Origin of the sequence: Methanomicrobium mobile BP, assembly GCF_000711215.1 — an archaeon.
GTDB classification, from domain to species: Archaea; Halobacteriota; Methanomicrobia; order Methanomicrobiales; family Methanomicrobiaceae; genus Methanomicrobium; species Methanomicrobium mobile.
This window is the reverse complement of sequence record NZ_JOMF01000005.1, coordinates 267,990-293,276: the sequence shown is the minus strand read 5'-3', so window position 1 is coordinate 293,276 and position 25,287 is coordinate 267,990. Positions and strand designations below refer to the sequence as shown.

Annotated in this window: 21 protein-coding genes; 9 read left to right on the top strand and 12 right to left on the bottom strand. The window is 49.2% G+C overall.

Features of this window, described 5'->3' with window-relative positions; genetic code table 11:
- Positions 1 to 67: 67 nt before the first annotated feature.
- From T502_RS03720 to T502_RS03705, 4 genes are read right to left on the bottom strand one after another with little or no spacing between them, the layout of a single operon-like run.
- Complete coding sequence (locus tag T502_RS03720; RefSeq protein ID WP_042705870.1) at positions 68 to 592, bottom strand: transcription factor; 525 nt, start codon at positions 590 to 592, stop codon at positions 68 to 70.
- The gene (locus T502_RS03715; RefSeq protein ID WP_245597752.1) at positions 586 to 1,716 is read right to left on the bottom strand and encodes an ATP-grasp domain-containing protein; all 1,131 of its coding nucleotides are present in this window, start codon (positions 1,714 to 1,716) and stop codon (positions 586 to 588) included. The genes T502_RS03720 and T502_RS03715 overlap by 7 nt, the downstream gene beginning before the upstream one ends.
- Before the next feature lie 24 nt (positions 1,717 to 1,740).
- The gene (locus T502_RS03710; protein WP_042705869.1) at positions 1,741 to 2,289 is read right to left on the bottom strand and encodes a tRNA (cytidine(56)-2'-O)-methyltransferase; all 549 of its coding nucleotides are present in this window, start codon (positions 2,287 to 2,289) and stop codon (positions 1,741 to 1,743) included.
- 16 nt (positions 2,290 to 2,305) lie between these two features.
- On the bottom strand, positions 2,306 to 2,629 hold the full coding sequence (locus T502_RS03705) for a hypothetical protein (protein WP_042705752.1): 324 nt from the start codon (positions 2,627 to 2,629) through the stop codon (positions 2,306 to 2,308).
- A gap of 276 nt (positions 2,630 to 2,905) precedes the next feature.
- Between T502_RS03705 and T502_RS03700 the strand changes: the two genes are divergently transcribed.
- Entirely contained in the window at positions 2,906 to 3,304 is a 399-nt protein-coding gene (locus T502_RS03700; protein ID WP_042705751.1) for a hypothetical protein, read from the top strand.
- A gap of 63 nt (positions 3,305 to 3,367) precedes the next feature.
- On the opposite strand, the gene T502_RS03695 is transcribed toward T502_RS03700, so the two are convergent.
- The 4 genes from T502_RS03695 to T502_RS03680 all read right to left on the bottom strand — a co-directional run bounded on the left by T502_RS03695 (position 3,368) and on the right by T502_RS03680 (position 7,632).
- The gene (locus tag T502_RS03695; RefSeq protein WP_052359133.1) at positions 3,368 to 4,573 is read right to left on the bottom strand and encodes an MFS transporter; all 1,206 of its coding nucleotides are present in this window, start codon (positions 4,571 to 4,573) and stop codon (positions 3,368 to 3,370) included.
- A 143-nt stretch (positions 4,574 to 4,716) separates the two neighbouring features.
- The gene (locus T502_RS03690) at positions 4,717 to 5,466 is read right to left on the bottom strand and encodes a UPF0280 family protein (RefSeq protein WP_042705750.1); all 750 of its coding nucleotides are present in this window, start codon (positions 5,464 to 5,466) and stop codon (positions 4,717 to 4,719) included.
- Between the two features lie 274 nt (positions 5,467 to 5,740).
- Positions 5,741 to 6,127 carry a 4Fe-4S binding protein gene (locus tag T502_RS03685; protein ID WP_042705748.1) on the bottom strand — a complete coding sequence of 129 codons (387 nt, stop codon included), beginning with the start codon at positions 6,125 to 6,127 and terminating at the stop codon, positions 5,741 to 5,743.
- Positions 6,124 to 7,632, bottom strand: coding sequence for a homocysteine biosynthesis protein (locus T502_RS03680; protein WP_042705747.1), 1,509 nt, complete (start codon positions 7,630 to 7,632; stop codon positions 6,124 to 6,126). The genes T502_RS03685 and T502_RS03680 overlap by 4 nt, the downstream gene beginning before the upstream one ends.
- A gap of 173 nt (positions 7,633 to 7,805) precedes the next feature.
- On the opposite strand from T502_RS03680, the gene T502_RS03675 reads away from it, so the two are divergent.
- From T502_RS03675 to T502_RS08525, 4 genes are all read left to right on the top strand, one after another.
- Entirely contained in the window at positions 7,806 to 8,588 is a 783-nt protein-coding gene (locus T502_RS03675) for a Nif3-like dinuclear metal center hexameric protein (protein ID WP_342665736.1), read from the top strand.
- A 67-nt stretch (positions 8,589 to 8,655) separates the two neighbouring features.
- Complete coding sequence (locus T502_RS03670) at positions 8,656 to 9,090, top strand: SWIM zinc finger family protein (protein ID WP_084173018.1); 435 nt, start codon at positions 8,656 to 8,658, stop codon at positions 9,088 to 9,090.
- 117 nt (positions 9,091 to 9,207) lie between these two features.
- Complete coding sequence (gene alaS, locus T502_RS03665) at positions 9,208 to 11,958, top strand: alanine--tRNA ligase (RefSeq protein WP_042705745.1); 2,751 nt, start codon at positions 9,208 to 9,210, stop codon at positions 11,956 to 11,958.
- A gap of 78 nt (positions 11,959 to 12,036) precedes the next feature.
- Positions 12,037 to 12,870: an ArsR/SmtB family transcription factor gene (locus T502_RS08525; protein ID WP_052359132.1), complete on the top strand. Its 834-nt coding sequence runs from the start codon at positions 12,037 to 12,039 to the stop codon at positions 12,868 to 12,870.
- 48 nt (positions 12,871 to 12,918) lie between these two features.
- Here the strand turns inward: T502_RS08525 and T502_RS03655 are convergent, their stop codons facing one another.
- Positions 12,919 to 13,527, bottom strand: a complete 609-nt coding sequence (locus T502_RS03655; RefSeq protein WP_042705744.1) for an NTP transferase domain-containing protein — start codon at positions 13,525 to 13,527, stop codon at positions 12,919 to 12,921.
- Positions 13,515 to 14,525 carry a pyridoxal phosphate-dependent aminotransferase gene (locus tag T502_RS03650; RefSeq protein ID WP_042705743.1) on the bottom strand — a complete coding sequence of 337 codons (1,011 nt, stop codon included), beginning with the start codon at positions 14,523 to 14,525 and terminating at the stop codon, positions 13,515 to 13,517. Before T502_RS03650 ends, T502_RS03655 begins: the two co-directional genes overlap by 13 nt.
- Before the next feature lie 203 nt (positions 14,526 to 14,728).
- Between T502_RS03650 and T502_RS03645 the strand changes: the two genes are divergently transcribed.
- Together T502_RS03645 and ftsZ are read left to right on the top strand one after the other, a co-directional pair.
- Positions 14,729 to 14,908, top strand: a complete 180-nt coding sequence (locus tag T502_RS03645) for a ribbon-helix-helix domain-containing protein (protein ID WP_042705865.1) — start codon at positions 14,729 to 14,731, stop codon at positions 14,906 to 14,908.
- Between the two features lie 72 nt (positions 14,909 to 14,980).
- The gene (gene ftsZ / locus T502_RS03640; RefSeq protein ID WP_042705742.1) at positions 14,981 to 16,177 is read left to right on the top strand and encodes a cell division protein FtsZ; all 1,197 of its coding nucleotides are present in this window, start codon (positions 14,981 to 14,983) and stop codon (positions 16,175 to 16,177) included.
- 598 nt (positions 16,178 to 16,775) lie between these two features.
- On the opposite strand, the gene T502_RS03635 is transcribed toward ftsZ, so the two are convergent.
- Complete coding sequence (locus tag T502_RS03635; RefSeq protein WP_042705741.1) at positions 16,776 to 18,860, bottom strand: hypothetical protein; 2,085 nt, start codon at positions 18,858 to 18,860, stop codon at positions 16,776 to 16,778.
- A complete protein-coding gene (locus T502_RS03630) occupies positions 18,853 to 22,590 on the bottom strand; it encodes a hypothetical protein (protein ID WP_157197455.1) in 3,738 nt (1,245 codons plus the stop codon). The genes T502_RS03635 and T502_RS03630 overlap by 8 nt, the downstream gene beginning before the upstream one ends.
- Positions 22,591 to 23,118: 528 nt before the next feature.
- Between T502_RS03630 and T502_RS03625 the strand changes: the two genes are divergently transcribed.
- Together T502_RS03625 and T502_RS03620 are read left to right on the top strand one after the other, a co-directional pair.
- The gene (locus T502_RS03625) at positions 23,119 to 23,982 is read left to right on the top strand and encodes a coiled-coil protein (RefSeq protein WP_042705739.1); all 864 of its coding nucleotides are present in this window, start codon (positions 23,119 to 23,121) and stop codon (positions 23,980 to 23,982) included.
- A gap of 134 nt (positions 23,983 to 24,116) precedes the next feature.
- Entirely contained in the window at positions 24,117 to 25,262 is a 1,146-nt protein-coding gene (locus T502_RS03620) for a DUF373 family protein (RefSeq protein ID WP_052359131.1), read from the top strand.
- Positions 25,263 to 25,287: the final 25 nt, after the last annotated feature.

Sequence of the window (25,287 nt, the reverse complement as noted above, 5' to 3'; positions counted from 1 at the left end):
CATCCAAAGAATATTTTTTGGATATCAGGATAAAACCCCAAAAATGTATTTTAAGATCTGCCGGCAATCAGTCAAACTTGCCCAGATTCTCTTTAATCCTGTCAACGCGGCGCCTTAAGGCCTCGGAGAGAAGATCGTTGTCGAAGTGATCCATCTTCTGATCGCAGTTCTGACAGATGAAATCGCGGTTCAATGCCTCGTCGAACGTGTATCTGAGACCGCACTGCGGGCAGATATAGAAATCGTTCATCGATTCGTATTCTTCACGTGCCTGAAGAATCTCAAGAACCGCTTCGGTATCCTCAGTAAGACAGTTGTCGATGTTGTCCAGCCGCAAAACCCAGAGATATGTAAGCCATCCGGTCTCCGAATTCTTTATTCTGCGGTATTCCGCAAGACGCTTGCCGTACAGGGTATAAAGCGTATGTCTTACCGCGTTGAGGTTGATGGACGTTGATTCTGCGAGATCCTCGTCGCTGAACTCTCCTTCGGGAGGGAATTTCTCAAGAAGTGACATGCCCTCTTCGCCTATCATGCGGAAAAGGTATGCACGCACAGCCTCATTTTTAAGTACTTCTTCGGGCGCTACCATCTGCATATATATCTGTCAACTTTTCTTATAGTTTTATCCAGTGATTCCAGGGCATCGGCCCTTGACGCACCGCAACCGTATACACTCATAACGGCGCCGCCTTCCTCGATTTTTGTGCCCAAAGCGGGAATATCCGCGATATCCGCGCCGCATTTCGAGAGATCGTCCTTCACGGTCATATCGCGGGGTGCAAAGATAACCTTACGCGCCGCATACTGCAGGTATTCTCCCGTGTATGCGTGCGGCAGTATGCCGCGGGATGCGTCCACATGCGCCTGAAAGAGGTTTATGCCCCGCGATCTCTCGACAACATCCATTGTCGCCTGAAAACGCGGATTTATCTCGATTGCCCAAAACCTGTCATCCGCCGCCATGAAATCCACACCGACCGATCCGACGCAGCCGCTCAAAGAGACCGCTCTCTCGGCGCATTTCACAATCTCGGATTCCAGAGGGTGTTTCATCGGTGTGATTGCTCCCGAAAATCCGTAGGCTCTCTCGTCGCTGCCGCCGCGGAGGATCTGCTCGTTAAAAGAGACGGCAACGGCTTTTTTGCCGTCGGAGATGCAGGAAACGCTGCAGGGGATGCCGCCTACAATCTCCTGACGGATATACGGCTCGTTCTCCCACATCGCGCACCACCGCGCCTCGTCTTCGGCGGTCTCCGCCTTCGTGTTTCTCCACCCGCCGGCACCGTTGCATGGTTTAATCATCGCGGGATAGACGCCTTCGGGCAGGATCTTCGGGCACGGAATGCCGTTCTTCTCAAAAAATTCCTGTATATTTTTCTTATCGAGGAAGTATGCCGCAACCTTGGGATCGCTTCCGCAGATCTTCTGACCTACCGAAGATAAATCAAGGCTCTCCGCGCAGGATGTAGCCGCGACAATATCGAAATGCATCCTGCGGCAGACATCCTCCACCGTGCCCTGCAACTCGGAAAGCTCCGAGAATCGCGTGCGGGACGCGGTTACCGCTGCAAGGTCGAGATCGCAGAAACTGTCCACGCAATGAACCTCATACCCCGCATTGTGTGCCGAGGTCGCGACATGCCTTGTCGCAAAACCTGCGACAAGAACCTTTCCTCTGCCGTTTCCCGCCATACTCTCTTCCGTAATGCTCACTCCGATGCCCTCGGCATTGCCGATTCAGTCCGCACCGTCGCCGTCCTGCTTCGCCGTCTCGAACCTCTTGCCGTGCTCGGTCGGCAGGATCTTTATCTCGGAGTTTGGGAAGTCCAGATTCATCGTCTTTCCCTGGAAGAGATGATCCAGACAGAGAGCCAGACTGGATATCTCCGAATGCGGCTGCGTGGTAACCGATACATTGTAGTCCGCAAGCCCGTACATGTCCCCGGGCACCTTCTCGGCGCCGACGACTATCAGAATCTTCTTCTCGTTTCGGATTTTGTCCTCGACATCGGTCAGGCGCAGACCGTACATCGTAAGGTGAACAACGACGCCGCCGCTCTTCTTCCAGTCATTTATGCACTTCTTCCACGAGACATTGTTCTCGACAAAGAAATCGCCGCCCCAGCGTTTGGCAACATCTTCGATTGACTTCTTTACGCCGATATCGTCCGCCGCAAGATACATGCCTTTTGCTCCGAGTGCTCTTCCCGTCAGACCGACATGGGTTGTCACACGCTGATCGCGTTCGGGGCGGTGACCTATTCGCAGTACACAGACCTCTTCCATTATACACATCTCTTATTCATGCAGATCTCTTATAATTCGGATTCTCTTTGATGACGCCGTTTTCGACGATCACGGGGCTGTTAACCGAGTTTGTAACGCATCTGATCTGATTGCGAAAGATTGTCTCCTGCAGAGAGAGAACTCTCGCGCAGACCAGAGGGCTTCCGTCATCCTGAGTTTCCTGATATATCTCAATCAGGCAGTTTTTTTCAAGCCTTGTCAGTGATTTCAGGACATCCTCTTTTTCGACGCCGCAGATATCGATTATCTCGCGGACGGGGTATTTCTCGCCGGCAACAAGGATATGATATATCTTCCAGTCTAAGTCCTCATCCCGCATTCTTAAAGATTTGTGGTGGATGCAGGATATATTTTATTGAATGAATGCAAATTTTATAGGACTAAATCCGACCGATTCGGTAAATTCCGCGCGTGCGCCGCAAAACATAGGGATATGACGGACACGGCGCGTAAGAGATGATTATTCGGTCAGACAAAATGTAAAATTACAAAATTAGATGATTATGAAGATACAAAATTACGAAAAAATACAAAAATACTAAAAAATACAAAATTACGAAATTACAGGATGCAAAACTGAGGGAGTTCCACGGATATGACAGATTACGAGACATTAGCAAAGATTGCCGACGACATCCTCGACGAAGCCGATGAAGATTTGGCCCGCATGACGGAACTGCTTGCGCTTCAGGACAGCGCCGTCCTGAACGAACTTCTTGTTTCGGATTTCCTCAATGCATATCAGGTATTTTACTATTACTTCAGATTCGAACCGCCGGAACTGATTCAGGACATACTCATGCTCGAGCCCGCAACCTCGCTGCGTTACGGGATACATATCGACGACTGCGAGCTTGCCGAGATCTACTTCGGCGTCGTCAACTCCGAACCGGTTATCTTAATCACCGACGGCGACATCGAGATAAAGAGATTTACGGGCGTCAATGCCTATACCGATTCGGAAAAATTCATCAAAGAGAACCTGTTCCAGTGAGTCCGCGGTTCCCTTTTTCAGTTTCCTTTTTCAGTCCCCTTTTTCGCCCTTTTTCAGTCCGGTTCAGACCTTGAGATCAATCATGACCTCTTCGTCATCCTCGCGGTATCTCACAAAGAGTGCAATAATCGGGCAGGCGGCGATGGGGATTATCATCAGGAACATCGCGTCCGTAAGCGAGCCCATCGAATCCGCCATATAGCCCGTGAGCGCCGCGCCTATGCCGCCGACACCCATAGAAAATCCCAGCGTAAGCCCCGATGCGAAACTGACACTGCCGGGGAGAAGCTCCTGGGTCATGGTGACCGAGGTCACGTAGCAGAACGACGCAAAGAACGCATACGAGAAGATGCCGATATACATGAGCGGACCCGTGAAGAGGAATATCGCGCAGAAGAACGGCAATGCCGAGACAAGACCGAATACAAGCATCTTTTTGCGACCGTATCTGTCCGAGAGGACGCCGCCCGCGACCTGACCGACGACGCCGCAGAGAAGCATGACGGTGACTATTACCGAGGTTTCAAGGGTTGTAAAGCCGCCGTTTCCGAGAATAAGGAGCGTCGGGAGATATGTCACCATACTCGTATATCCCCATGCGCGAAGCGAGCAGATGGTGACGACAAGACCCGCGGGAAGCCACCAGTATCTGCCCGTCTTTTTGACGCGCTTCACACGCGGCGTTTCCTTAACGGCGGTATCCGGCGTTTGAGTCCTTGCAAGTCTTTCACCGCGATAGAGCCATGCGGAACCGACAATTCCCGGGATAACCAGCCAGATAATGCTCGGAAGACCCCAGAAGGATATCATCGCACCCGCAATCAGCGGGCCCAGCGCATAGCTTATACTGCCGCTCGTGGTAAAAATCGAGTTATACAGACCGAGTTTATGCGGCGGGCAGACGCGGAAGACATGATTCATCGCTGTCGGATGGAAGAGGGCATGACCTATGGCAGCGCCGGTAACAAGGCAGATTATCGCCGCATAATTGCCGGTCAGCGCAACCAGACATATACCCACCGAGCCTATGAAAACGCAGAGCGCCGTGCTCGGTCTCCAGTCGTGTCTGTCGCTGTAAAGACCTACAAAAGGCTGCGTTACCGAGGATACGACATTGAATACGGTTACGATGAGCCCCGCAAGGAAATACGACAGACCCATCGAGGATATGAGCGCGGGAAGCATTATCGGCAGAATAGGAGTATAAAGATCGATTAAGGCGTGACCCGTGATTGCGCCGTAAAGTCTCCTCTTCTGCAATGCGTCCATATAATATCATATGTTATTTGTCAATTTCCCGTAATGAAACGATTGCCCGCGATGAAAAACGAAGCGAGGACAGGTCACGGCTTTCCGACAAAATCGCAAAACAAAAAAAGGCTCGCAGAGCAAAAACTGCAAAAATATGAAATTTATGCGAAGGTGATCAGTTTTTCATCAACGGCGGCGGGGACAATCTCGGGGATCTTTCCCGATCTTATGACCGTGCCGCCGCAGACCGCAAAGATACCTTCGGCACCGCCGCGGGTAAAGCGCTCGAGAAGTTTCGCGTTCTTCTCATCGGCATCGGGATCGGCGACCGGCAGAAACTCGTTGCATGCCGCCGTTGCCCAGGCATCCGCAAGCGAGACATCCGGCGAGAATACGGTCACGGAATCGAAGACGCCGAATGATATGGACGGACCTACCGTTGCCGAAGATGTGCAGACGCCGTAGATCTCGTCGGTCGCCGGCAGAATAAATGCGTATTTGCCGCTGATCTCGGAACTGCCCGCAAAAAGCCCGATTCTTACGGGGCGGTCGGCAATATACGCGATGTCGCCGCCGTTGTCGATAACCGCATACTTTGCGCCCGCATCCCGCATTGCCTCAACCCCCGCCCATGCGATTGTTCCCGCAACCGCGGCCATGGGTCCCGTAAACGAGCGCTCGGATGCCGCAATCATACGTTTCAGCGTCACGGAACTCTCAAAGATATCGGACTTCAGAAGAATATCGTCCATGGGGGTAAGAGTGGCGCCGAACAGCGGCTCTTCGGCAATCGCCTTCTCGACATCCTGTCTTGCGGCAACCATGGCTTCTTTTGCCGCGTCGATATGGGACTGCTCCTCGGCAAGAATGGATGTAATGGTCGTCTTATACTTGAAATATTCACGAATCATATAAGAACACACTATAAAAGTAAAGATTTGAGGATTTATAAATTCCTCAGATCACCGGGTTTTTGTTTTTTGTTTTTTGTTTTTTTGTTTTTTATTTTTGTTAGGCTTTTTTCTGACCAATCGAATACGCTGAATAAGCACTTTTGACCTGCACGTTTTAACATGACGGTTAGACTTTCACGGAAAAGTTTGGTGCTTAAGATGCCTTAAGCACATTAAGCACATTAAGCGCCTTAAGCACCTGAACACAGGCACATCAAAGCACGAAGCACGCTTAAGCACGCACTTTCAATGCTCTCTGCGGACAGGATATTGTACACTTGCCGCAGAGCACACACTTCTCGGTATGAAGGTGTAAGTTCCAGTCGTCATCGAAGTAGAAGACTTCCTGGGGACATATACTTATACATGCACCGCACTCCACACATTCATTCTCGTCACGTATGACCGAATCGACAAGCTTCTTGTAATCCACACCGAGTTCGCGGAATTTGCTACACACTTTCTCCGCGTCGGAGTCCTGAACATCAATCAGAACTTCTCCGCACAATGACTCGATATATGCTTTCTCGACATTGATGAGAGCGCCGGTTGCAAGAATGACCTTTGCAATCACGGGCTCGCGACCCTGTTTTTTGGTAAACGTTAATTGTAATTTCATTTGGTCCACCTCTTACCTACGAGCTTTCCTAAGTCAACCGCGTTCAGGAGTCCGACAAGGTGTCCGTTGGCGTCAACAATCGGAAGTGCGCTGATCTTGTTCCTCTCGAGTTTCATGACCGCGATATCGACTACCTCGTCGGGTGTTGTCGTTACAACGTTCTTTGACATGATCTCCGAGACCTTGCCGTCCTGGTTCTCTTTGACAACCGCCTTTGAGATATCGTAAGTCGTCACGATACCGACAACGCCGCCTGCTGCGTTAACGACCGGCAGATGGTTGGTCTGCGCATTCAGGAGTTTCTTGGCAGCGCTCTTTATGTCCTCGGTCTCGTTGATGCTGACGACATTGGAGGTCATGATCTCGCGGATCGTCGGCGGGCGCTTGGACTCTCTCATCGGTTTTACAACGATTGTCGGGTCGGATTTCCTTGTCGGCAGATTGACCGTGAGCTTTCCGCTCTCAACCCATGACTTGAGTTCGGCTGCAACCTCTCTTGCCTTCTTGAAACTCGAGAGTGCCGAGGTCCTTACCTCTTCGCCGTTTATCTCGACTGCGCCGCTCTTTAAGTCGGCATAGCTGACCTGTGCGAGGACCGGTCTGTTCCTGCTCGGGACACCGTAATCGACGATGTTTGTCTTGATATCCTCATCGCGGACGGCAGTGTTTCTGACGACGTCGATGTCGGTAACCGGAATGGGTACTCCGAGACCGAGATAGAGCGTTACACCGTATCCGGTCATGGCTGCGGCTCTGACGAAATCGGTCGACATCTCCTTCAGGTTTCCTGTCGTCATGATGGTTGCGAACAGTGTTCCCGGGGAGTTCTGCGTACCGGGTCCGACGATCATACCCTGAGCGCCGCCGAGGAATATCGGAACACCGCTTCCCGTGCACTTCAGTTTCGGATCGTTGATTAACGGCGAGAGACAGCCCGCACCCGAGTAACTTACATTGCCGCATCCGGGGAGGAGTGCGCCCATGTATGTGTGGATTGTGCGGTCAGTCGAGTTCGTTGCCGCCGCATACCTCTGATACGAGTTTCTCGGGTTGCACATGATTGCCTGGTTGAAGTCCTCCAGAAGCAACTCGTTCTCAATCGACTTTCTCGGGTAACAGTCCGTTCCTTTTGCCTGTGCCCTGATCTCAACGGTCTTGCCGCTGATTAAATCCTCGATTACGTGTGCACCGCCGTAGTTGATGCCGCGCGTGACGGATTCCTGGGTTGCGCCAAGGTATGCATCGACGGCTGCGAGACCTGCATACATTTCGACGTCGTTAATCCAGGCTCTCTCCATTCGGATCGGCGGATCGGCGTGCCCGAAGTTAAAGAAGGCACCCGATGAACACATTGCTCCGAAAGTACCTGTCGTAACGACATCTACTTCCTTTAACGCACCTTCCTCACCGAGTTCGGCAACAATTGACGGCATTTCTTCTGCCGTGACAACCCTTGCGGAACCATTGAGGATTTTTTCATTAATCTCTTCGATGGTTTTTGTCATACAAAATAATTCAACAATTGTAATATTTATAGCTAACTTTTATGATTGTGAGTAATGCTGTGAATCACAGTGTTATTTGTTTAACGCGCACAAAACGCGTCCCGCGACGGGTACGGGACGGATACCGAATGAATATTGAATGACGTCCGGAGGGGGTGTAGGATGACTGTTGGATGACTATTATATTACAGTCAAACCAATGGATAATCATGGATCTAACGGATTTTATCAGGAGATTGGAGGACATAGCACCGCCGGAGATCGCCGAGGATATGGACGACGGCAAGATAGGGCTCGTGATCGAGGGGAAAAGGGAGATTACACGTGCCGCATGCGCACTTGACGCCACAAAATATACGGTCACGAAAGCGGCGGAGTCAGGCGCCGACATACTGGTCGTCCATCATCCCCCGATATGGCATGCCGTTCACAGGATAACGGGTCTGAAAAAGGATATTTTTCTGCCGGCATTCAAATCGGAGATGAATATCTACTCCATGCACACGAATTTCGACCACGCGCGCGGCGGAATCAACGATGCGCTCGGAGAATTCCTGGAACTGAAAAATATCGAATATATGTCGCTCGGCGTCATCGGAGACTGCACAATGAGTCTTAAGGAGATCTCGCAGAAACTCGGCGGCAGTATGAGAGTCTACGGGGATATCGGCAGACTTGAGAAAAGCAGGTCAGAAGGCGGTAAGTCCGAAGGAAAAACGTTCAGACTCGCCGTCGTGGGAGGAAGCGGATTTGACGCCGAACTTATCGAAGAGGCAAAGGAAGCGGGTGCGGATGTCTTTTTGTCCGCGGAACTGAAGCATGACACCATAATATCGCAGGACATTATCCTTGCGGAGTCGACGCACTATGACCTTGAGTCAATCGGCATGAAGAAACTTGCCGAAAAGATGGGCTGGACATTCATAGAAGACAGACCGCAGAGGCACGACATATAAGGGGAAATAAGGGGCACGACAATAATCCCCCGAGAATCCGACAGAATAATCCGACAAAACAGGAAAAATGACCGACGGCAGTAAAGATTCGGATACCGGAAAGAATACGGATAAGGATACCGTAAAGCATACGGAAAAGGATCACGGGAAAGATTGCGGAAAGGATACGGGAAAAGTAACCTACCGCATAAAACTCGACGCCCAGAGATGCGAGGATATCCGTTCAATCTACGGCAAAAAAGCCGATAACGCACTTACCGCCGTTGAAGAAGGCAGGGTCTATAAGTATCTGGATTTCTTCGTCGTCAAAGGGAATACCGGCGAATACGTGGTGGTTGACGACTTCTGCACCTGCCAGGACTTTGCATTCCGGCAGATCGAGTGCTGGCATATACTTGCCGTAAGGATAGCCAAATATTCGGGCGATTACACCTGCATTGACGAATGGTACCTTGACAGACTGCTGAAAAACAATCCCGAGTCTGAGAGCGGCAAACAGTAAACAATCGTTTGTCAAAACGATCAAAAACGAAACAAATTTGAATAAAATCCTATTTTCTAATGCAAACTATAATACGATTTCAAAGCTAACGTAACTAAGATTACAGCGTGGTTTCCTATGCTTGAAGAAGAATATCAACTTGATTACTTCAAATCACAGGGTCTGGTAAGAAAAATCTGTAAGAAATGCGGAACGGCATTCTGGACAAGGGATCCGAGCCGTGAGGTCTGCGGCGACGCACCCTGCGTACCTTACAGTTTTATCGGTGATCCGGTATTCAAGCCTCATTCACTCAGTGAAATGCGTGAGGCATACCTCTCCTTCTTTGAAAAAGAAGGGCATACCCGAATCAAAAGATACCCTGTAGCGGCAAGATGGAGAGACGACATCTACCTGACAATAGCATCAATAGCAAACTTCCAGCCCTTTGTCACAAGCGGCACCGTTCCGCCGCCGGCAAACCCGCTCACCATATCGCAGCCCTGCATCAGACTGAATGATCTGGATTCGGTCGGACGCTCGGGCAGACATCTCACTACATTCGAGATGATGGCGCACCACGCCTTCAACTCGGACAACGAGCAGATATACTGGAAAGACAGAACCGTGGAGCTCTGCGATAAGTTCATCGAGTCCATCGGCGGCAACCTCAACGACGTCACATACCTCGAACACCCGTGGATAGGCGGCGGAAACGCAGGTCCCAGTGTCGAGGTCATGATAGGCGGTCTCGAAGTCGCAACTCTGGTCTTCATGGCATACGGCAAAACCAAGAACGACAAACCTCCGGTTGATATGGAAGGAGTCCCGTATTATCCGATAGATTTGAACATTGTCGATACGGGATACGGTCTGGAGCGTTTCGTATGGGCATCGAAGGGTTCGCCGACAATCTACGACGCCGTCTTCCCCGAGATGGTCAATCAGCTTATGGCATCGGCAGGCATCGAGCATCTCCTCGATGAGCCGGAGTTTACGAAGATTCTCGGAATGAACGCGAAATATGCGGGTCTGATGGATATCTCGGGTTCAAACCTCATCACGATGAGAAAGGAGGTCGCCAGGAACATCGGCGTCTCCTACGAGAAACTTCAGTCAATCATGGAGCCTGTCGAGCGCGTCTACGCAATCGCGGACCACACAAGATGTCTGGCTTACATGCTCGGCGACTGTATCGTCCCGTCGAATGCGCAGGAAGGTTATCTGGCACGTCTTGTCCTCAGAAGAACTCTGCGCATGATGAACGAAATCGGCATGGACTCACAACTCTACGACCTTATCGAGACTCAGATGAAGACAATCGGCATCGAGTCCTTCGAGCAGGAGCCCTCCGTCATCCGCGAGATCATATCCAACGAGATTGAGAAATACAATCAGACGATGCAGCGCGGAACAAGGATTGTTCAGAAGATTGCGGGCACATACAAGAAGCAGAACTCGGCAATCCCGCTCAAAGAGCTCATGACTCTCTACGATTCCCACGGAATTCCGCCGGAAACCGTCAGAGACATTGCAAAAGAGGAGAACACGGAGATTGATCTGCCCGACAATTTCTACTCCCTCGTCGCCGACCTTCACTCAGAGTCCGAGAGCGAGGAGAAAGCCGACCCGTATGCCGAGATCAGGCAGAGAATCAACTCGCTTCCGGCAACACGCCGCATGTATTACGAGCAGACCTCGGATATGGAATTCGATGCAATGGTCATCGATTCCTTTGACAACTATATCATCCTGGACCAGACCCTCTTCTATCCCGAAGGCGGCGGTCAGCCTGCGGATATCGGTCAGCTGATATCGCCGGATTCCATGGTCAAGATCGTCGACACCATGAAACTCGGCGACGTCATCCTTCACAAAATCAAGGACGGAGCCGCGACAATAAAGCGCGGAACTCATGTCAAGGGTATCCTCGACGAAGATTACCGCAAGACCATGATGAGACACCACACCGCAACCCACGTGCTTCTGCATGCGGCAAAAGAGGTTCTCGGTGCTCACATTCATCAGGCAGGCGCTCAGAAGGGCTACGATTCGTCACGTATCGACCTGCGCCATTTCAGACATATCACGCAGGACGAACTCAACAGAATCGAGCTTTGCGCAAACAATATCATAGTCTCGAACCTCCCCGTCTCCACGGAATGGGAGGACAGGACGAAAGCCGAGCAGAAATACGGCTTTGATCTCTATCAGGGCGGAGTTCCGCCGGGTAAGTCAATCCGCATCGTCAAGGTTGCCGGAGATGTCCAGGCATGCGCAGGTACTCACTGCCGCAGCACGGGCGAGATAGGTTCGCTCAAGATCATCCGCGTAGAGCACGTCCAGGACGGTATCGAAAGGGTCGAGTTTGCCGCAGGTCTCTCTGCAATAAGATACATGCAGAAGACCGAGGATATCCTCGACAAGTCCGCCGATACGCTCAGTGTCCAGCGCGAGAACCTTCCATCATCCGTGGACAGGTTCTTCACCGAGTGGAAAGATCAGAAGAAGAGCATAGAGAACCTCCAGTCGCAGCTTGTCGACCTTAAGATGAAATCGCTTACGGGCGAGAAGATAAACGGCGTTACGGTCGCGGTTCACGAGGTTGACGCCACACCGAAGGAACTTGTGGCGATTGCGACGGGCTTTGCCAAAGACGGCGGCATAGGTCTTGTCGCAGGCGGCAGTGCCGGAAGCGACAGTATTCACGTTGTCTGCGCATCGGGACACAAGGATGTAAACGCGGGCGAGATCGTAAAGACGGTCTGCAACATCCTCGGCGGCAAAGGCGGCGGAAAACCGGGACTTGCACAGGGTGTGGGATCCGACAGGACTCAGATATCCAATGCACTCAATGCGGGAAAGGAATTGATCTCCAAATTCCTCTAATCCCGATTCATAATCATACAATCCCATATCATACAATCATATACATTCTTATAGAATCCAATCCATTTTTTAACCGAAATGAACGAAGATGTTGTGATACTGGAACCCGGCGATGACAGGGCACAGAAAATCGGAAAAGCTCTGGCTAACCGGACGGCAAACGACATCATTTCAATGCTCAAATCTTCGGATATGACCCTTTCCGAGATATCCGAGAAACTTAATCAGCCCATGACCTCGACGAAGTATCATGTCGAGAATCTGCTCGATGCGGGGCTTATCGAGGTTAAAAAGATAAAATACAGCGAGAAGGGGCGCGAGGTCAAGGTCTATGCCGCTTCCGGTCAGGTGGTTATAGTATCGCCGGGCGTCAAGGACATTCGTCAGATTCTCCTTAAGTATGCCTCGGTCTTCGGAATCTTCCTCTTTGCGGCGCTGATTATGGGTGTTGCGGCAAACACGGTCTTTGCGGGAATGCCCATGATGAAAAACGCGGCTCCGGCGGAGAACGCCGAAGGGGTCTATATGAACACGGTCTACTGTACCACGGACAATGCACCCTACCACGTCATGACCGCTCCCGCAACTCCCGTGAGCAACAATACGGCGGACGATGCCGCGGGCAAACAGTCCGACGTCGGGCATCCTCCCGACACCACGGGCGTAACCACGGGCGCGGACGAGAATATCAACGGCTCCGAGAGAATTGTTCAGTCCATGAGTACGGATATGAGATCTCAATATCAGATGACGGTTGCGGCGGGAATGCACCCGGCAGAGCCCGTGAAGGATAACTCGATGAGTTATATAATCATGGGATTCATCATCGGCGGCGCTACCGTCATAGTCTGCCTTGCCCTGTTTGAGATATACTCGGCAGGCAGGACAAGACGCGAGAGAGAAAAGCAATAAAAACTGAAATAAACTGAAAATACCTACTGAAAATATCAGTTGAAAATCTCATCTAAAATTATTCTGTTTTTTTCCGAAGAACTCTTCCGTAGCCTTCAGCTCTTCGGGAGTGTTCACGTTAAAGGTAAGTGCGGGTTCGTTGAGAAGAATCTTCAGTTCGTTCTGCGGCGCCGACGGGCTGCTGCCGTCAAAGATGTTCAATCCGCAGGGGCAGGCTTCAATGCCGTCAACGGACTCGGAATACTGACATTTTATGCTGTTTTCCATGAAAAGCGCCTTCGGCACCCAGACCGAGCAGGCGTTCATACCGGAATCCGCCCATCTCTCACGGACATCTTCGATTATCCGCGAAGTTATCCCGGGAAGGTCGGCAACGCATGTGAACATCGGCATATCTTCGTCTATCTCGAGGGCACATTCGGAGAGATCTTCGACATAACCTATGCCTTTCGCCTGAAAGAACTCTATGCCGTGCGCACGGCACCAGTTCTTCGTCATCGGCACCTTGGGAGTAACGACCGCAAGGACCTCCAGACCCGCGTCGACAAAGGCTTCATGAACATATGAGATCATCGGACGCCCGCAGACCGTGACAAGCGGCTTCTCGCCGAGATTCATGCGGGTTCCAAGCCCGCCCGCCATTATCAGTGCCAGCACTTCTTCAATGCCTCCGCAAGCCTCTCGTTCTCACCGCGGGTTCTCACCGCTACCCTCACGGACCGCGGCAGTCCGAAGGAGGCACAGTCGCGGATGAAGATGCCTTCGGCAAGCATCCTCTTTGTAAACTCCCCCGAATCGATTCCGATTTTGCCGATATTGAGGAGTATGAAGTTCGCGCTTGACGGCAGATACTCAATGCCGATAGCGTCAAACTCCCGATAGAGCCATTCCCTTTCCGCCGCTATGCGTCTTCGCGACTCCCCGAGTTCGTCGAGATGTTTCAGCGCCTCAAAGGCGAAGCTCTCGGCAAAGGTATTCAGAGTCCAGGGCGGACGCATGACCTCCATCCTTTCAATCAGTTCGGGATCGCCGAATCCGAAACCGATTCGGAGTCCCGGGACCGCGAAGGACTTGGTAAAGGAACGGCTGACAAAGACGTTTTCACGACCGCATCCTATGAGCGATTCCGCACCCGTGGCGAGTTCGTTGAATGCCTCGTCGAGAAAGAGCACGGAACCGCGCTGCGATTCGGCAGCCGCGATATCGAGAAGTGCATTCTTCGAGAGAAGTTCACCCGTGGGATTGTTGGGATTGCATATGACGCGGACACGGGTTGCGGCATCAGGTTCGTGAACGACCTCTCCGCCGGCAAGCCGTATCGAGAGATCGTATTCGCCGAAGGTGTGCTTTTCGGTGAGGACGTGACCCCCCGCATTCAGCGCCGCCCTGAAAAACGTGCGAATCACCTCTATCGAGCCGTTGCCGACGGTCACCTCATCGGCGCTGCATCGAAACTTACGCGCCACCGCGCTTTTGAGCTCGCGGTAGGAGTCGTCGGGGTATGAAGAAAGTGCATTAAAATCGGGTTTCCAGTCAATCGGCGGCACAAAAGGATTCAGATTTGCACTGAAGTCAAGGACGGACTTGCAGCCCGACGAATCACCGAGCTGACGCAGACCGCCGTGCTCCACCTTCTCGAACATGCCGGATTTCATGAAAAATACACACTCCTTTTTCAAAATAATTGTCTTTTTGAGATAAAACAATTTTGAAAGCCGCCTGTGAATCAAACCACAATTTTTATATAGTTACGCGTGAAAAGTAATGATTGTCCCTAAAACAAATGTCTGACAAACAGCAAACAAATGTCAGACAAATAGCAGACAATTGTCTGCTTAAAGTCGGACACGTGGTTTCAATGATGGAAAGAGTAACAATCAGATTGCCGACACAGCAGGTAGCAATGCTTGAAAAATTGGTGGAGGCAGGAGAATTTCCAACAGTTTCCGAGGCAGTAAGGTATTCTGTCAGAGAACTCATCGGAAAACACGCTAACAGAGTGATTAGGGACAGCGAACAGATCTCCTTCGAGATGTAAGGGGTAAATTATACATCGCGACGGAGAAATGCGGGAACTAATCACAAATAAGAGGTTTAGGAGGTTATTTGGATGCAATCAATAATCAACGAGGCGTTAAAGCACGCCGAATATGACTTAGGATCGAAGAAGGCAGCAATAGTCGGAGGAGACGACGATTTCCTCGGACAGCCGAGAATTGTAATTGTCGGATGCGGAGGCGCCGGCAACAACACAATCAACAGACTTTACCACATGAAGGTAAAGGGTGCGGAGACAATCGCGGTCAACACCGATAAGCAGCACCTTGAGATGATTCAGGCAGACAAGAGAGTTCTTGTCGGCAAGTCACTCACAAAGGGTCTCGGCGCCGGCGGTTTCCCAGATGTGGGAAAGCGTGCAGCCGAGATGGCAAGAACAACACTTGAAGGACTCCTTCACGACGCAGACCTGGTCTTCATCACGGCAGGTATGGGCGGAGGAACCGGAACAGGTACGGCACCCGTAGTTGCTCAGATTGCAAAAGAGCAGGGCGCAATTGTCGTCGGAATGGTAAGCTACCCGTTCCAGGTCGAGAAAGCACGCCTGATGCGTGCCGAAGAAGGTCTTGAGGCACTTTCAAATGCGGCAGACTCGGTTATCGTTCTTGATAACAACCGCTTAATGAACTTCGTCCCGAACCTTCCGCTCGGACAGGCATTCTCGGTAATGGACCAGCTTATCGCAGAGACCGTAAAAGGTATCTCGGAGACAATCACCGAGCCTTCGCTCATCAACATCGATTATGCGGATGTCCGCGCAATCATGAGCAAGGGCGGAGTTGCCGTCATGCTCGTAGGCGAGAGCAAACAGCAGAACAAGTCCGAGAGCGTCGTTCACGAATGTCTCAACCACCCGCTCCTCGATATCGACTATCGCGGCGCAACAGGCAGCCTGATTCACATCACCGGCGGCAGCGACCTTACTCTTGCCGATGCCGAGGATATCGCAAGCTCGCTCACATACGAACTCGATCCGCACGCGGATGTTATCTGGGGTGCAAGAATCAACAACGAGTTTGAGGGCAAAGTCAGAGTAATGGCAATCATGACCGGCGTCAAGAGCGCTCAGATCATGGGACGCAGCCACTCAATCACATCAACGATGTCCAGATCGGAGATCGCACAGGGACCGTTCGAGAGACAGTCTGCGGGACGTTCAATGGGCTCAATGGGTCATGCTCAGGCATCATCCGGAAGAAGAGCGGCAGTCGAACAGACAAGCGGCGGACTTATCGACTTCATCCGCTGAATACGTCTCACGCTGAGAACTATCCAATATCACAGAGCAATTATTTGCCGAAACATTCCATGACAACCCCCTAAAAAATATTTTTTGGGAGGCACAAGAGATAATCACCGTTCGATTCCGGGCGAGAGAAAAACGCAGCTCCGGAAGAACAGACACAATCAAAACAGACACAATCAGAAACTATCAGACCAAAATTAAACACAATCAGACACAAATACCGCAAAACCACATAAAACCACAACAGACACAACAAACACAACAAACAAAAGCACAACAGACACACAACACAACAGAATAACCGGCATTACCGGAAATACAGATAACCCAATAACTCAATAAAAATACCCCCAATATTCGCACAAATCACTATTAACACAATTATTCACACAGATTAACCTACACACATTTCATAAACCGAATTTCAGACACTAAACACCGAATTTCGGATTCCAAAACATGCACCGCAGCGGACTAAGAATCTCAGTCCGTGCCGACACTTTTCTGAGATTTTTACCGAGTTTTTTTACTGAGTCTTTTGAAAAATGGTTTGTGAGATTATTTAGACATTTTACATTGATTTCAATTTAGCAATTAAACATCATATCAAACCGAACTCATCAAGTGTCCACTGATGCTCACTATCTTTTCCAGTCTCTTCCTCGCTCGGTTCCTCGGGAATATAATTCTCCAAACCTTTGGTTTTTTCAAACTCGCGGAGGTACTTGAACGGATATGGGACGATAGTGAAGCGGTTGAGTCTGACGAACGGCACCAGCATCATATCAAATACGACTTCCGGAATCTTCTCCCTTCCTTCCAGCGTCTTTATCTTTAGAAGACCTGCAGACCAATACAATCCGAACTTAATGTCCTCCGAACGAACACCAACGAAGTAATAGCATTCATTCTTCACATACGCGTAACGCACATCCGTGCATGCTTTCAGATACAGCTCGTAATCCGATTTCGTCTTTATGCCGCCTGTCAATGATACAGATTTGTCATCGGCATGGTTTTTCTCGTTGTCCCTAAGTTTCTGACGAATAGAGTCTAACTCAGGGATCATCTTTACATCAGTAGAAAGGAATGCATACGTGTTCTCGCCATCGCTCATCACACCTTTGATGTTGCTCTGGTTCCTATTGAATTGATTCCAGATTAACTGGAGTCCAAATTCCTCTTTAACCTCGGCTTCCTCTAGGATCCTATAGGACATATCCCCGTTAGGATTCATCTCTAGACAGCCCATCTTGTCACTGTACTTTGCTTCCTTCCTGTTTTCGGGATCGGGGTTCTCTATTCTGACACGATCGTAGAACCTCCATGTACGGTCCAAAGTGCTGACAGGCTCTACATTCATTAGGTGTTCCTTGTACCATCCGAAAAAGGTCTGGGTGTTGTTGATTATGTCACCTTTGATAATGAACTCCGAAAGCCACATCTCCAGACTATTCCTGCGGTTTCCAGGGATCTTTCCGCTCTGAATCTCTTCATGTAGGGCCTTCAAACTTGCAGGATCCTTGCGATGATATTTCTTGGCGAAACTTTCCACCGAAATATGCTGGACCATTGCATCATCGTAAGCCTTGTGATTAGGATCCCTAATTTTCTTTGAAATGACCACTATATTGTATTCGCCCTTCACAACATCCTCGGAAGGAACTGTATCAACATTGAACAGCACCTTGAGTTCCATGCTGACGCCTTTTACTATTGACTCTGACGTGGGACTCTTGACCTTATCGACGACGTTAATCTTTTTGTCGCTCCACAGTTCCGTAAGGTATTTGGTAAAACCAGGGTTCTTCTTGGTGTATTTGTTTCCATCGAACAGAGTAGTGCGGACGAATTCCACTTCCAACCCGATATCGGCATACTCACGGCGCATCTTCCTGAGGGTTAGGCGGGTACGCCCCATCTTACTCTTATCAAACTCATCCACACTGCTAATGCCGAGGAAATCGATGCTAGCCTTATTCATTCCGCGATAGCCATGCTTCACATATTCTACGCCGGAACCAAACTTCACTCCTTTGGAGGAGAGTTTCATATATGTGTTGTCGACCATCTGGAATCTTGGGAGATCTTTGAGGTACTTCCTATCGGCTTCTTTCTCATTCATCTTCGCTATGGTAGCGAATGTCTGCGCAGGGAACATCAACTGTGTCTCTCCGAAGAGCTCCACACAGTCCTTGGCTGGGCGTGCCTTTAGATTGAACGTGACCACACGGTCGCCCTTGTAGATGTCTCCGGGTTCAAACGTGTACACTCCGCCATCCAGATTGGAATAGGACAGATTATCCCCATCATCTTCCTTATCCGAATCGTTGTAACTGAGACCAATGAGTAGCAATTCGAAGACTATATCGGGTGCTACCTGACTGTAATTCTCCTCATTGACAGGATTATTTAGGACGATCTTTTTCAGATCCTGGATAATCTTTTCCTTTTCGGAATTGCCATCCAAAAGGATGTAAAACGATGTTCCCCCATACTCATACCGTATGGCCTTGACGGTATGGAACGTACTCAGATGACGTACGGCTTCTTTCCGGATCTCATATTTGCCGTATTCAGCATGCAGGATCGTGTATCTCTTGTTGAATTCCACCTCGTTGACCTTGAAATTCAGACGATTAACCAGTATACCGTCTGTTTGCTTGTGTTCCTTATTCTTACTCATGACTTTCCTCCATAAGTTTCTTAATGAATTCCCCGTTAGGTAATACCTTTCCGTTCTTTACCATATAGATGTAAGGAATTGTAACAATCTCCTTTCCGTTTGATCTTTTGTACGTGTGATAGGGTTCGTATTTTCTGCTGCCGTCCGTGACTATGTTTATCACATAAACCCTGGAACCTTCGCATTTCTCCAGTTTCTCAAATATGAACTTGATCGTCCTCTCTGTCTTTTTCTCGTCATAGTAGTTGCTCTCGTTCCAGTCCTTGAAATCCACAAAAACCCCGTTTCCAAGGGAGTAATCGAACATCTCGTAGTATTTGTCGGGCATCTCGTTCAGCGTAACCTTTCCATCGGTCAGGTGTTCGATCATTTTCTTACCGACGATCTCACCCAGCCCCCCCATGAAGATGTTGCGGAACAGCGGAGGCGACATCAGTTTGTCGTTGGGTTCAAATATTAAGGGAATGTTCTGCTCTTCCAGGTACTTCTTAACGTAATCGATCTCCGACATCAGATTGAGCTTTGCTGTCTCCGGACTTGCGGAGTACCACTTCTTCTCAAGGTCCCCTTTCTCAAGCTTTGCCGGGGGTCCGTCAAAACTAATCTCCAATCCATCCGTTCCGTTCTGGTCAAAGTCAAATTTCAATGTGAACCAATAGCAATCTGACCTATTTGGAGGTGTGATATATCCATACCTATGGATAGTATTCTGGATCTTGCTAAGTCCGTCCATCCTCATCGGACATGTTGGATTGTGGAGAACAAAGTCCCTAAGTTCCTGCCATTTTGCAATGGCTTCTGTATCGCCGCCGTATACTGCGAAACGGAGATCGTCCAGATATCCGACGAAGTTATGTGATGTACGGAGACAATCGTCAAGGATCATCTCCTCACCGTAATCCAGGTCCTCCTTTTCATTCTTTTTGTGCACTTTATCGTAAAGGGCCTCAAATTCATAACTGAGATAGGAACCGTAGTATTCCTTAGGCAAAGCGAACGTTCCTCCATTGACCAATTCGTTGTCTAGGAACAGATAAACGTTGGGCATCTTCAAGCCTGTACGGGACATGCGCCCTATCGCCTGATTCACCACCTGCGCTTTGGCGAGGATATAGGCGAAGCATTTCTTGAAGTGGTTAGGCTGGCGATCCATGTTGGGGGTGTAACACTGTCTGAATGCGTTCTGTATCTCCAAATGCTTCTCATTAAGTGTGATATGATTAGTTGCATCCAGATATTCGGCGTAAAAGAGATAATTATCCAGCGTTCCCTTCTTCCCGAATTCGATCTGTGGTCCTATGTTGGTGGGGTCATCAAGGTAGATAGCATCGAAGTCCTTTTCCTTGCTGAACAGATCATAATCGGGCATGGCACCCCTAATCCACACCATATCATTGGCAAGGTTATCAGGCACATCATATTGAAGGTTCTGCCCTGCACCGAGCGTCTGATATGCGGTTATCAAGAAAACCTTCTGACCGATGCCGTTGCAATCTTTCGCTTTGCCGGAAAGCCTGCTCAAAATCTCGTCTTTCATCCCGTCGTAGTTTGATCCGTTGATCTGTATGATGTATGCTGACGGATTTCCAGCCTCGGGATTAATAATCTCTTCCTCTTGAGAACTGTACCACTTTACTCCGATTGCTATCTTGTGTTTCTTTGCAATCTTCTCGATGACGTAATTCATCTTTTTAACAGTAAATTTTCCATCGGACGAATCCTTGACGTGAGCAGAGAAGAATCCTATCATCGAATAGATATCATCGTGGGAAATGAAAGCCTCTATCGCCTGAGCAACACGCACATATCTAATCTCTGCAAATGTCTTACCGTCTTCGGTGAATCCAAGTTTCCTGTACAGGTCGTCGGCATCGTCCTCATCATCAAACAGATCCTCCCAGATAGCACGGCTGTAGTTGACGACGGGGGGCAGACACTCGCAGTGGAGTATACTTTTTTTATCCTCGAAACCTGCCCTCAGAGAGTGAATCAGCTCATGGATCTCCTTTTTTTCATCGTCATTGAACTCATGGAAGTACACCCCGCCGTCCCTGAGATACTGAAGATGGAAGTTACACAGCGGGGATTCGACTTCTGCGGTAGCAGACATGGCAATTACTTTCGTTCGCTCCGCCATGTGTCTGAGTACCGTCTCCGGTGTGGTGTCGTAACCGGTATAGTACAGATGGGTCTGGAGTTGTTTGTCAATCGAATCCCTCATGCTGATGTAACCGAATCCCCTGCTGAAGAAAATTGGATCATCCAGAGCCAAACGTTTCTCTGAACCGGATTTCAGACGGTTGTGGATGACTTTCGTCTTGATAAATCGGGCAAGGTCAGGCTCCATATCCAGCGCATCGATTACTGAATCAACGCAGTTGGTGAAAGATCTGTGTTCATCGCTAAGAATATCTGATGAATCTGAAGAATCATCTTTCTGCGCATACATATAGTTGAACGCCAAATCACGTACCAGTTTGGCAATCTGAATGAACAATTCGTTAAGATTCCCAAAAAGGCTACTGAATCGGGACGAAGTGGAATTGATTCCCTTTCCTGTGAGAATCCTGTTATAACTCATCTCCATCTCAGTGCGTACTGTGAATGCGTTGCCGACACTGTATGGTTCATAATCTCTGAACATGAATGAGGTGCTGAGAGAATCAGTCAGATTTCCATTATCATCCTGAGCAGACTGTTTGAACAGGTACTCCATGTGATATTTCTGCTGGATCTTTGTGGAATTCTCGATTAGTTTCCTAAAACGCTCAGAGATCAGGATTTTCTTGACTGATATCCACCAAGAGGATTCTGTAATCATCAATGTGGGGAGGTTTCTCCATTGTTGGAGTCTGGGATAGAGATTACGGAATGCACGAACGGCATCTACCTCGTCCTTTTGCTCCTCAATCAGAGTGTCCTGGATAACTCTCTTGAAAGCATCGAATTCATCTATGATAATTATGTGATCAAGTAGTATGGATTGCTCCGAAGGCTCGCCGTCCCCGTTCCCCTTGTCCTTCTGACTCCTCAGATCTGTCTCGGACCATATTGTGAAAGGTGCGGCAACAATCGGATCAATTGTGTAAAGGAATTTTGCATCGGACATTAGGACTATTCTGTAAGTATCGAAATCCACCGCAGGGTAGAGTTCCCTTATCCATTTGTATGTGTCCTCGGTATTGATCTTATTGACTCTGGCAGACGGCTTCTGAAGTGGTTTCAGGACTTTGTGTACTGCGTTTCTGAAATCCCTCTCGGCACTCTCATATTCCGTCCTTACCTGTGAGATGTATAAAGGATCAGTGTTGCTTTTTTTGACCGTTTTATAATGATTCCTGTAATAGGTAACATTCCTTAGAACTCCATCATCGATACCGCTTTCAGCGAACAAGGTCTTGATGCTCTTCTCCATCGAATCCTTGTAGTTCTCGGTGAAAGAATCGATGTTGGATTTCAACGGAAGGACGAGTTTCTTAAACTTCTCCTCCCCCATTTTGAAGTCTATTTTGGCAATCTTAAAAAGAAGATCATATGGAAGATTTTTCGTTTGGTTACAGATAAAAATGAATTTCACATCGGGATCTTTCTGAATAACATCCAGCATTGCATAGCAGGCTTCATGGCTCTTTCCCAATCCGGTAGGGAAGCCCTCGATCAAAATACCGTTCTTGTGCTCTTTGTCAAGACAGAATCTTTCTGTCGCTCTCGCAATTACATGCTGCTTCATATTCAGACTCCTCCAGATCAGACACAAATCCCTACGGTCTTATCCGTTAGCTGTGACATCACAGATTGTGTAGTTATTGTTCGGTCAGTGTATATATCACCTATTATGTAATTTTTGTGAATTAAGTAAATAAGAATAAATTTTGAAATAGCACCGTGATTTTCCTTTAAGCCGGTCACAAATTCGATACGGGTTCGGCATATGACACACAAACATTCGCACATCAAATCCCCCATACGAAACAATTATTATACATAAGTGTGCTATCTTATTGCAATCATTGTGCAGACCACGGCAGGTTGCGCAAAGAACTTAAACAGGGGTAATCGGGGTTAAAATCCGGTTTCCTGTGATGGATGAAGAGCATAGCAAAATACGAACAGCCAGAAGAATACGGACATTACAAAAGTAATACCCGGAAATCAAAACGCTATTGTTTTCGTAAATTACAAATTGCTTTGTACCAGCAGTTTTTTTGCGGGCACCTGTTTTCGGACGCACCATACATGATTAAGGTATGTGTTGAGCATGTTGAACGAAATAATTGAAAAAAGAAAAGTTGTACTCCAGAACTCCGAGGAGCACAAGAACAAAAGAAACGAGTTAAATGCACTTGCAAGCACGCAGGCAAGAGAGCGCAACGAACTTAATGCCAAGACACGCGAATACGTCGACGAGGCACAGAAGAACAAAGAGCTTCGCGACAAGTCAAACGATGACGTAAAGCGCTTAAAGGCAGAGAGAAACGTCTTAAACGACAAGGCAAACGTACTCTTCGAGCAGATCGACGAGTTCAAGAAGGAGCACGGCAACCTCGGCAACAAGCGCGGCATGGCGGAACTTCAGAAGCAGATCGACGCTCTGGAATACAAGCAGCAGACCGAAGCCATGAGCCACGACAAGGAGAAGGAACTTGTCGACAAGATCAAGCAGCTCAGAAACGACCTGAAGAAGCAGGAAGAAGAGCTTGAGCAGAACAAGGATATCCGCGTAAAGCTCCAGGAGGCACGCGAACTCAGAAAGCAGGCATCGGAACTTCACTCAAAGGTTACCGAAGCCGCGGAGAACGCACAGAAATACCATGACGTCATGGTAGAATGCTACAGAAAGGCGGACAAGTCCCGCGAGGCGGCGGACGACGCTCACAAGAAATTTGTCGAAGCTCAGGAATCCGCGGATGCCGAGCACAACCAGTTCATTGCCTGCCAGAAAGAGATCCGCGACTTCGACAAGGTAATCGGCGGACTTCGCAAGAAGACCAAGAAGACCAAGGTCACAAAAGAGCAGAAAGCCGTACGCAAGGAAGCCGAGCAGGTATTCCAGCAGTTCAGAAGCGGAGAAAAACTCACAACAGATGACATTCTCCTGCTCCAGCGCGCAAAACTTCTCTGAAACCGGAAAGTCAGCAAGTGTGTTCCGCTGGAATCTCAGAGGCGGAATAACGACAAATACTTTTTTTATGCAACTCTTTTAAGCACTATTATCAGGCAATTTATTATATATTCAAAAGAAAAACTTATAACATCATGTCTGAGGTGCGAACTCTGGTATTATGCGTCGACAGGGACGATGATATCGGATATAAGGCAAATGTCCTTGAGCCTGCGGTAGGCAGGGAGGCATGCCTTGATACGGCGACGAGATTGGCTCTTGCCGATCCCGAAGATTCAGACGTAAATGCAATTTTTCAGGGAATTAAAACCTATGACGAGCTTGCGGCAAGGGGAGAAAATGTCTTCATCGCCGTCATCGGCGGCAGCCAGACGAGCGAGATAGACGGCGACCGGAGAATCTCCCAGGAACTTGAGCGCATTGTCCGCGAAAACGGGATTAACGAGTGTATCGTCGTTACGGACGGCGCCGAGGACGAGTTCGTCATGCCCATCATTCAGGCATCCGTGAAGGTAAAGAGCGTCAAGCGCGTCATTGTCAAGCAGATGCCGAATCTCGAGAGCACTTACTATATCATCAAGAAGTTCATGGACGACCCCCAGCTTGCAAGGACCTTCCTTGTGCCGGTCGGCATAGCCATGCTTCTTTATGCCGCGGCATGCCTCATGGGAAGCCCGGACATTGCGATAATAATCGTTCTCGGCGTAATCGGAATATACCTGCTCTTCAAGGGCTTCGGAATCGACGATTACTTCAGCTACGCCGTCGTCGGTCTGCACAGGTCGTTCCTCGGCGGCAGGTTCTCGTTCATTGCCTATATCACGGCATTCCTCATAGCCGTTGTCGGAGTGGTTCTGGGACTTACGAGTCTGCTCGAATGGTATTCCGCGGATCAGGGTCTGATATTCTACTTCTTCTCCTTCGTATACGGAGCAATAGTATACTTTGCGGCGGCGCTGCTCATAGCTTCCCTGGGAAAGATAACGGATTCATACTTAAACGACAGACCGTCTCTTGCGGTATCTCTGCCGCTGCCGTTCTTCGCAATAGCGGTAAGTCTTCTGGCATACGGCGCAAGCGTATACATTATCTCGATAAGCACGCCGCTCGAGTTCCCGATAGTGGGTTATGACGGACTGCGCGCACTGATATATGCCATAACCGGCGCTCTGATACTCGGAATAATCGGTATGTATATTCAGAAGTATGCTCTCAGATGGTTTAAGCCCAAAGACGATGTCGAGAACCACAATACGCATTCAAACGAGATTGCGGACTGAATATAATTCAAATTTATAATATCCT

Excerpts from the sequence above, each read along its gene's own strand:
- T502_RS03720 (WP_042705870.1), bottom strand. The coding sequence starts at position 592 with ATGGTAGCGCCCGAAGAAGTACTTAAAAATGAGGCTGTGCGTGCATAC.
- T502_RS03710 (WP_042705869.1), bottom strand. The coding sequence starts at position 2,289 with ATGGAAGAGGTCTGTGTACTGCGAATAGGTCACCGCCCCGAACGCGAT.
- T502_RS03705 (WP_042705752.1), bottom strand. The coding sequence starts at position 2,629 with ATGCGGGATGAGGACTTAGACTGGAAGATATATCATATCCTTGTTGCC.
- T502_RS03700 (WP_042705751.1), top strand. The coding sequence starts at position 2,906 with ATGACAGATTACGAGACATTAGCAAAGATTGCCGACGACATCCTCGAC.
- T502_RS03695 (WP_052359133.1), bottom strand. The coding sequence starts at position 4,573 with ATGGACGCATTGCAGAAGAGGAGACTTTACGGCGCAATCACGGGTCAC.
- T502_RS03690 (WP_042705750.1), bottom strand. The coding sequence starts at position 5,466 with ATGATTCGTGAATATTTCAAGTATAAGACGACCATTACATCCATTCTT.
- T502_RS03685 (WP_042705748.1), bottom strand. The coding sequence starts at position 6,127 with ATGAAATTACAATTAACGTTTACCAAAAAACAGGGTCGCGAGCCCGTG.
- T502_RS03680 (WP_042705747.1), bottom strand. The coding sequence starts at position 7,632 with ATGACAAAAACCATCGAAGAGATTAATGAAAAAATCCTCAATGGTTCC.
- T502_RS03675 (WP_342665736.1), top strand. The coding sequence starts at position 7,806 with ATGACTATTATATTACAGTCAAACCAATGGATAATCATGGATCTAACG.
- T502_RS03670 (WP_084173018.1), top strand. The coding sequence starts at position 8,656 with ATGACCGACGGCAGTAAAGATTCGGATACCGGAAAGAATACGGATAAG.
- alaS (WP_042705745.1), top strand. The coding sequence starts at position 9,208 with ATGCTTGAAGAAGAATATCAACTTGATTACTTCAAATCACAGGGTCTG.
- T502_RS08525 (WP_052359132.1), top strand. The coding sequence starts at position 12,037 with ATGAACGAAGATGTTGTGATACTGGAACCCGGCGATGACAGGGCACAG.
- T502_RS03650 (WP_042705743.1), bottom strand. The coding sequence starts at position 14,525 with ATGAAATCCGGCATGTTCGAGAAGGTGGAGCACGGCGGTCTGCGTCAG.
- T502_RS03645 (WP_042705865.1), top strand. The coding sequence starts at position 14,729 with ATGATGGAAAGAGTAACAATCAGATTGCCGACACAGCAGGTAGCAATG.
- ftsZ (WP_042705742.1), top strand. The coding sequence starts at position 14,981 with ATGCAATCAATAATCAACGAGGCGTTAAAGCACGCCGAATATGACTTA.
- T502_RS03635 (WP_042705741.1), bottom strand. The coding sequence starts at position 18,860 with ATGAGTAAGAATAAGGAACACAAGCAAACAGACGGTATACTGGTTAAT.
- T502_RS03630 (WP_157197455.1), bottom strand. The coding sequence starts at position 22,590 with ATGAAGCAGCATGTAATTGCGAGAGCGACAGAAAGATTCTGTCTTGAC.
- T502_RS03625 (WP_042705739.1), top strand. The coding sequence starts at position 23,119 with ATGTTGAACGAAATAATTGAAAAAAGAAAAGTTGTACTCCAGAACTCC.
- T502_RS03620 (WP_052359131.1), top strand. The coding sequence starts at position 24,117 with ATGTCTGAGGTGCGAACTCTGGTATTATGCGTCGACAGGGACGATGAT.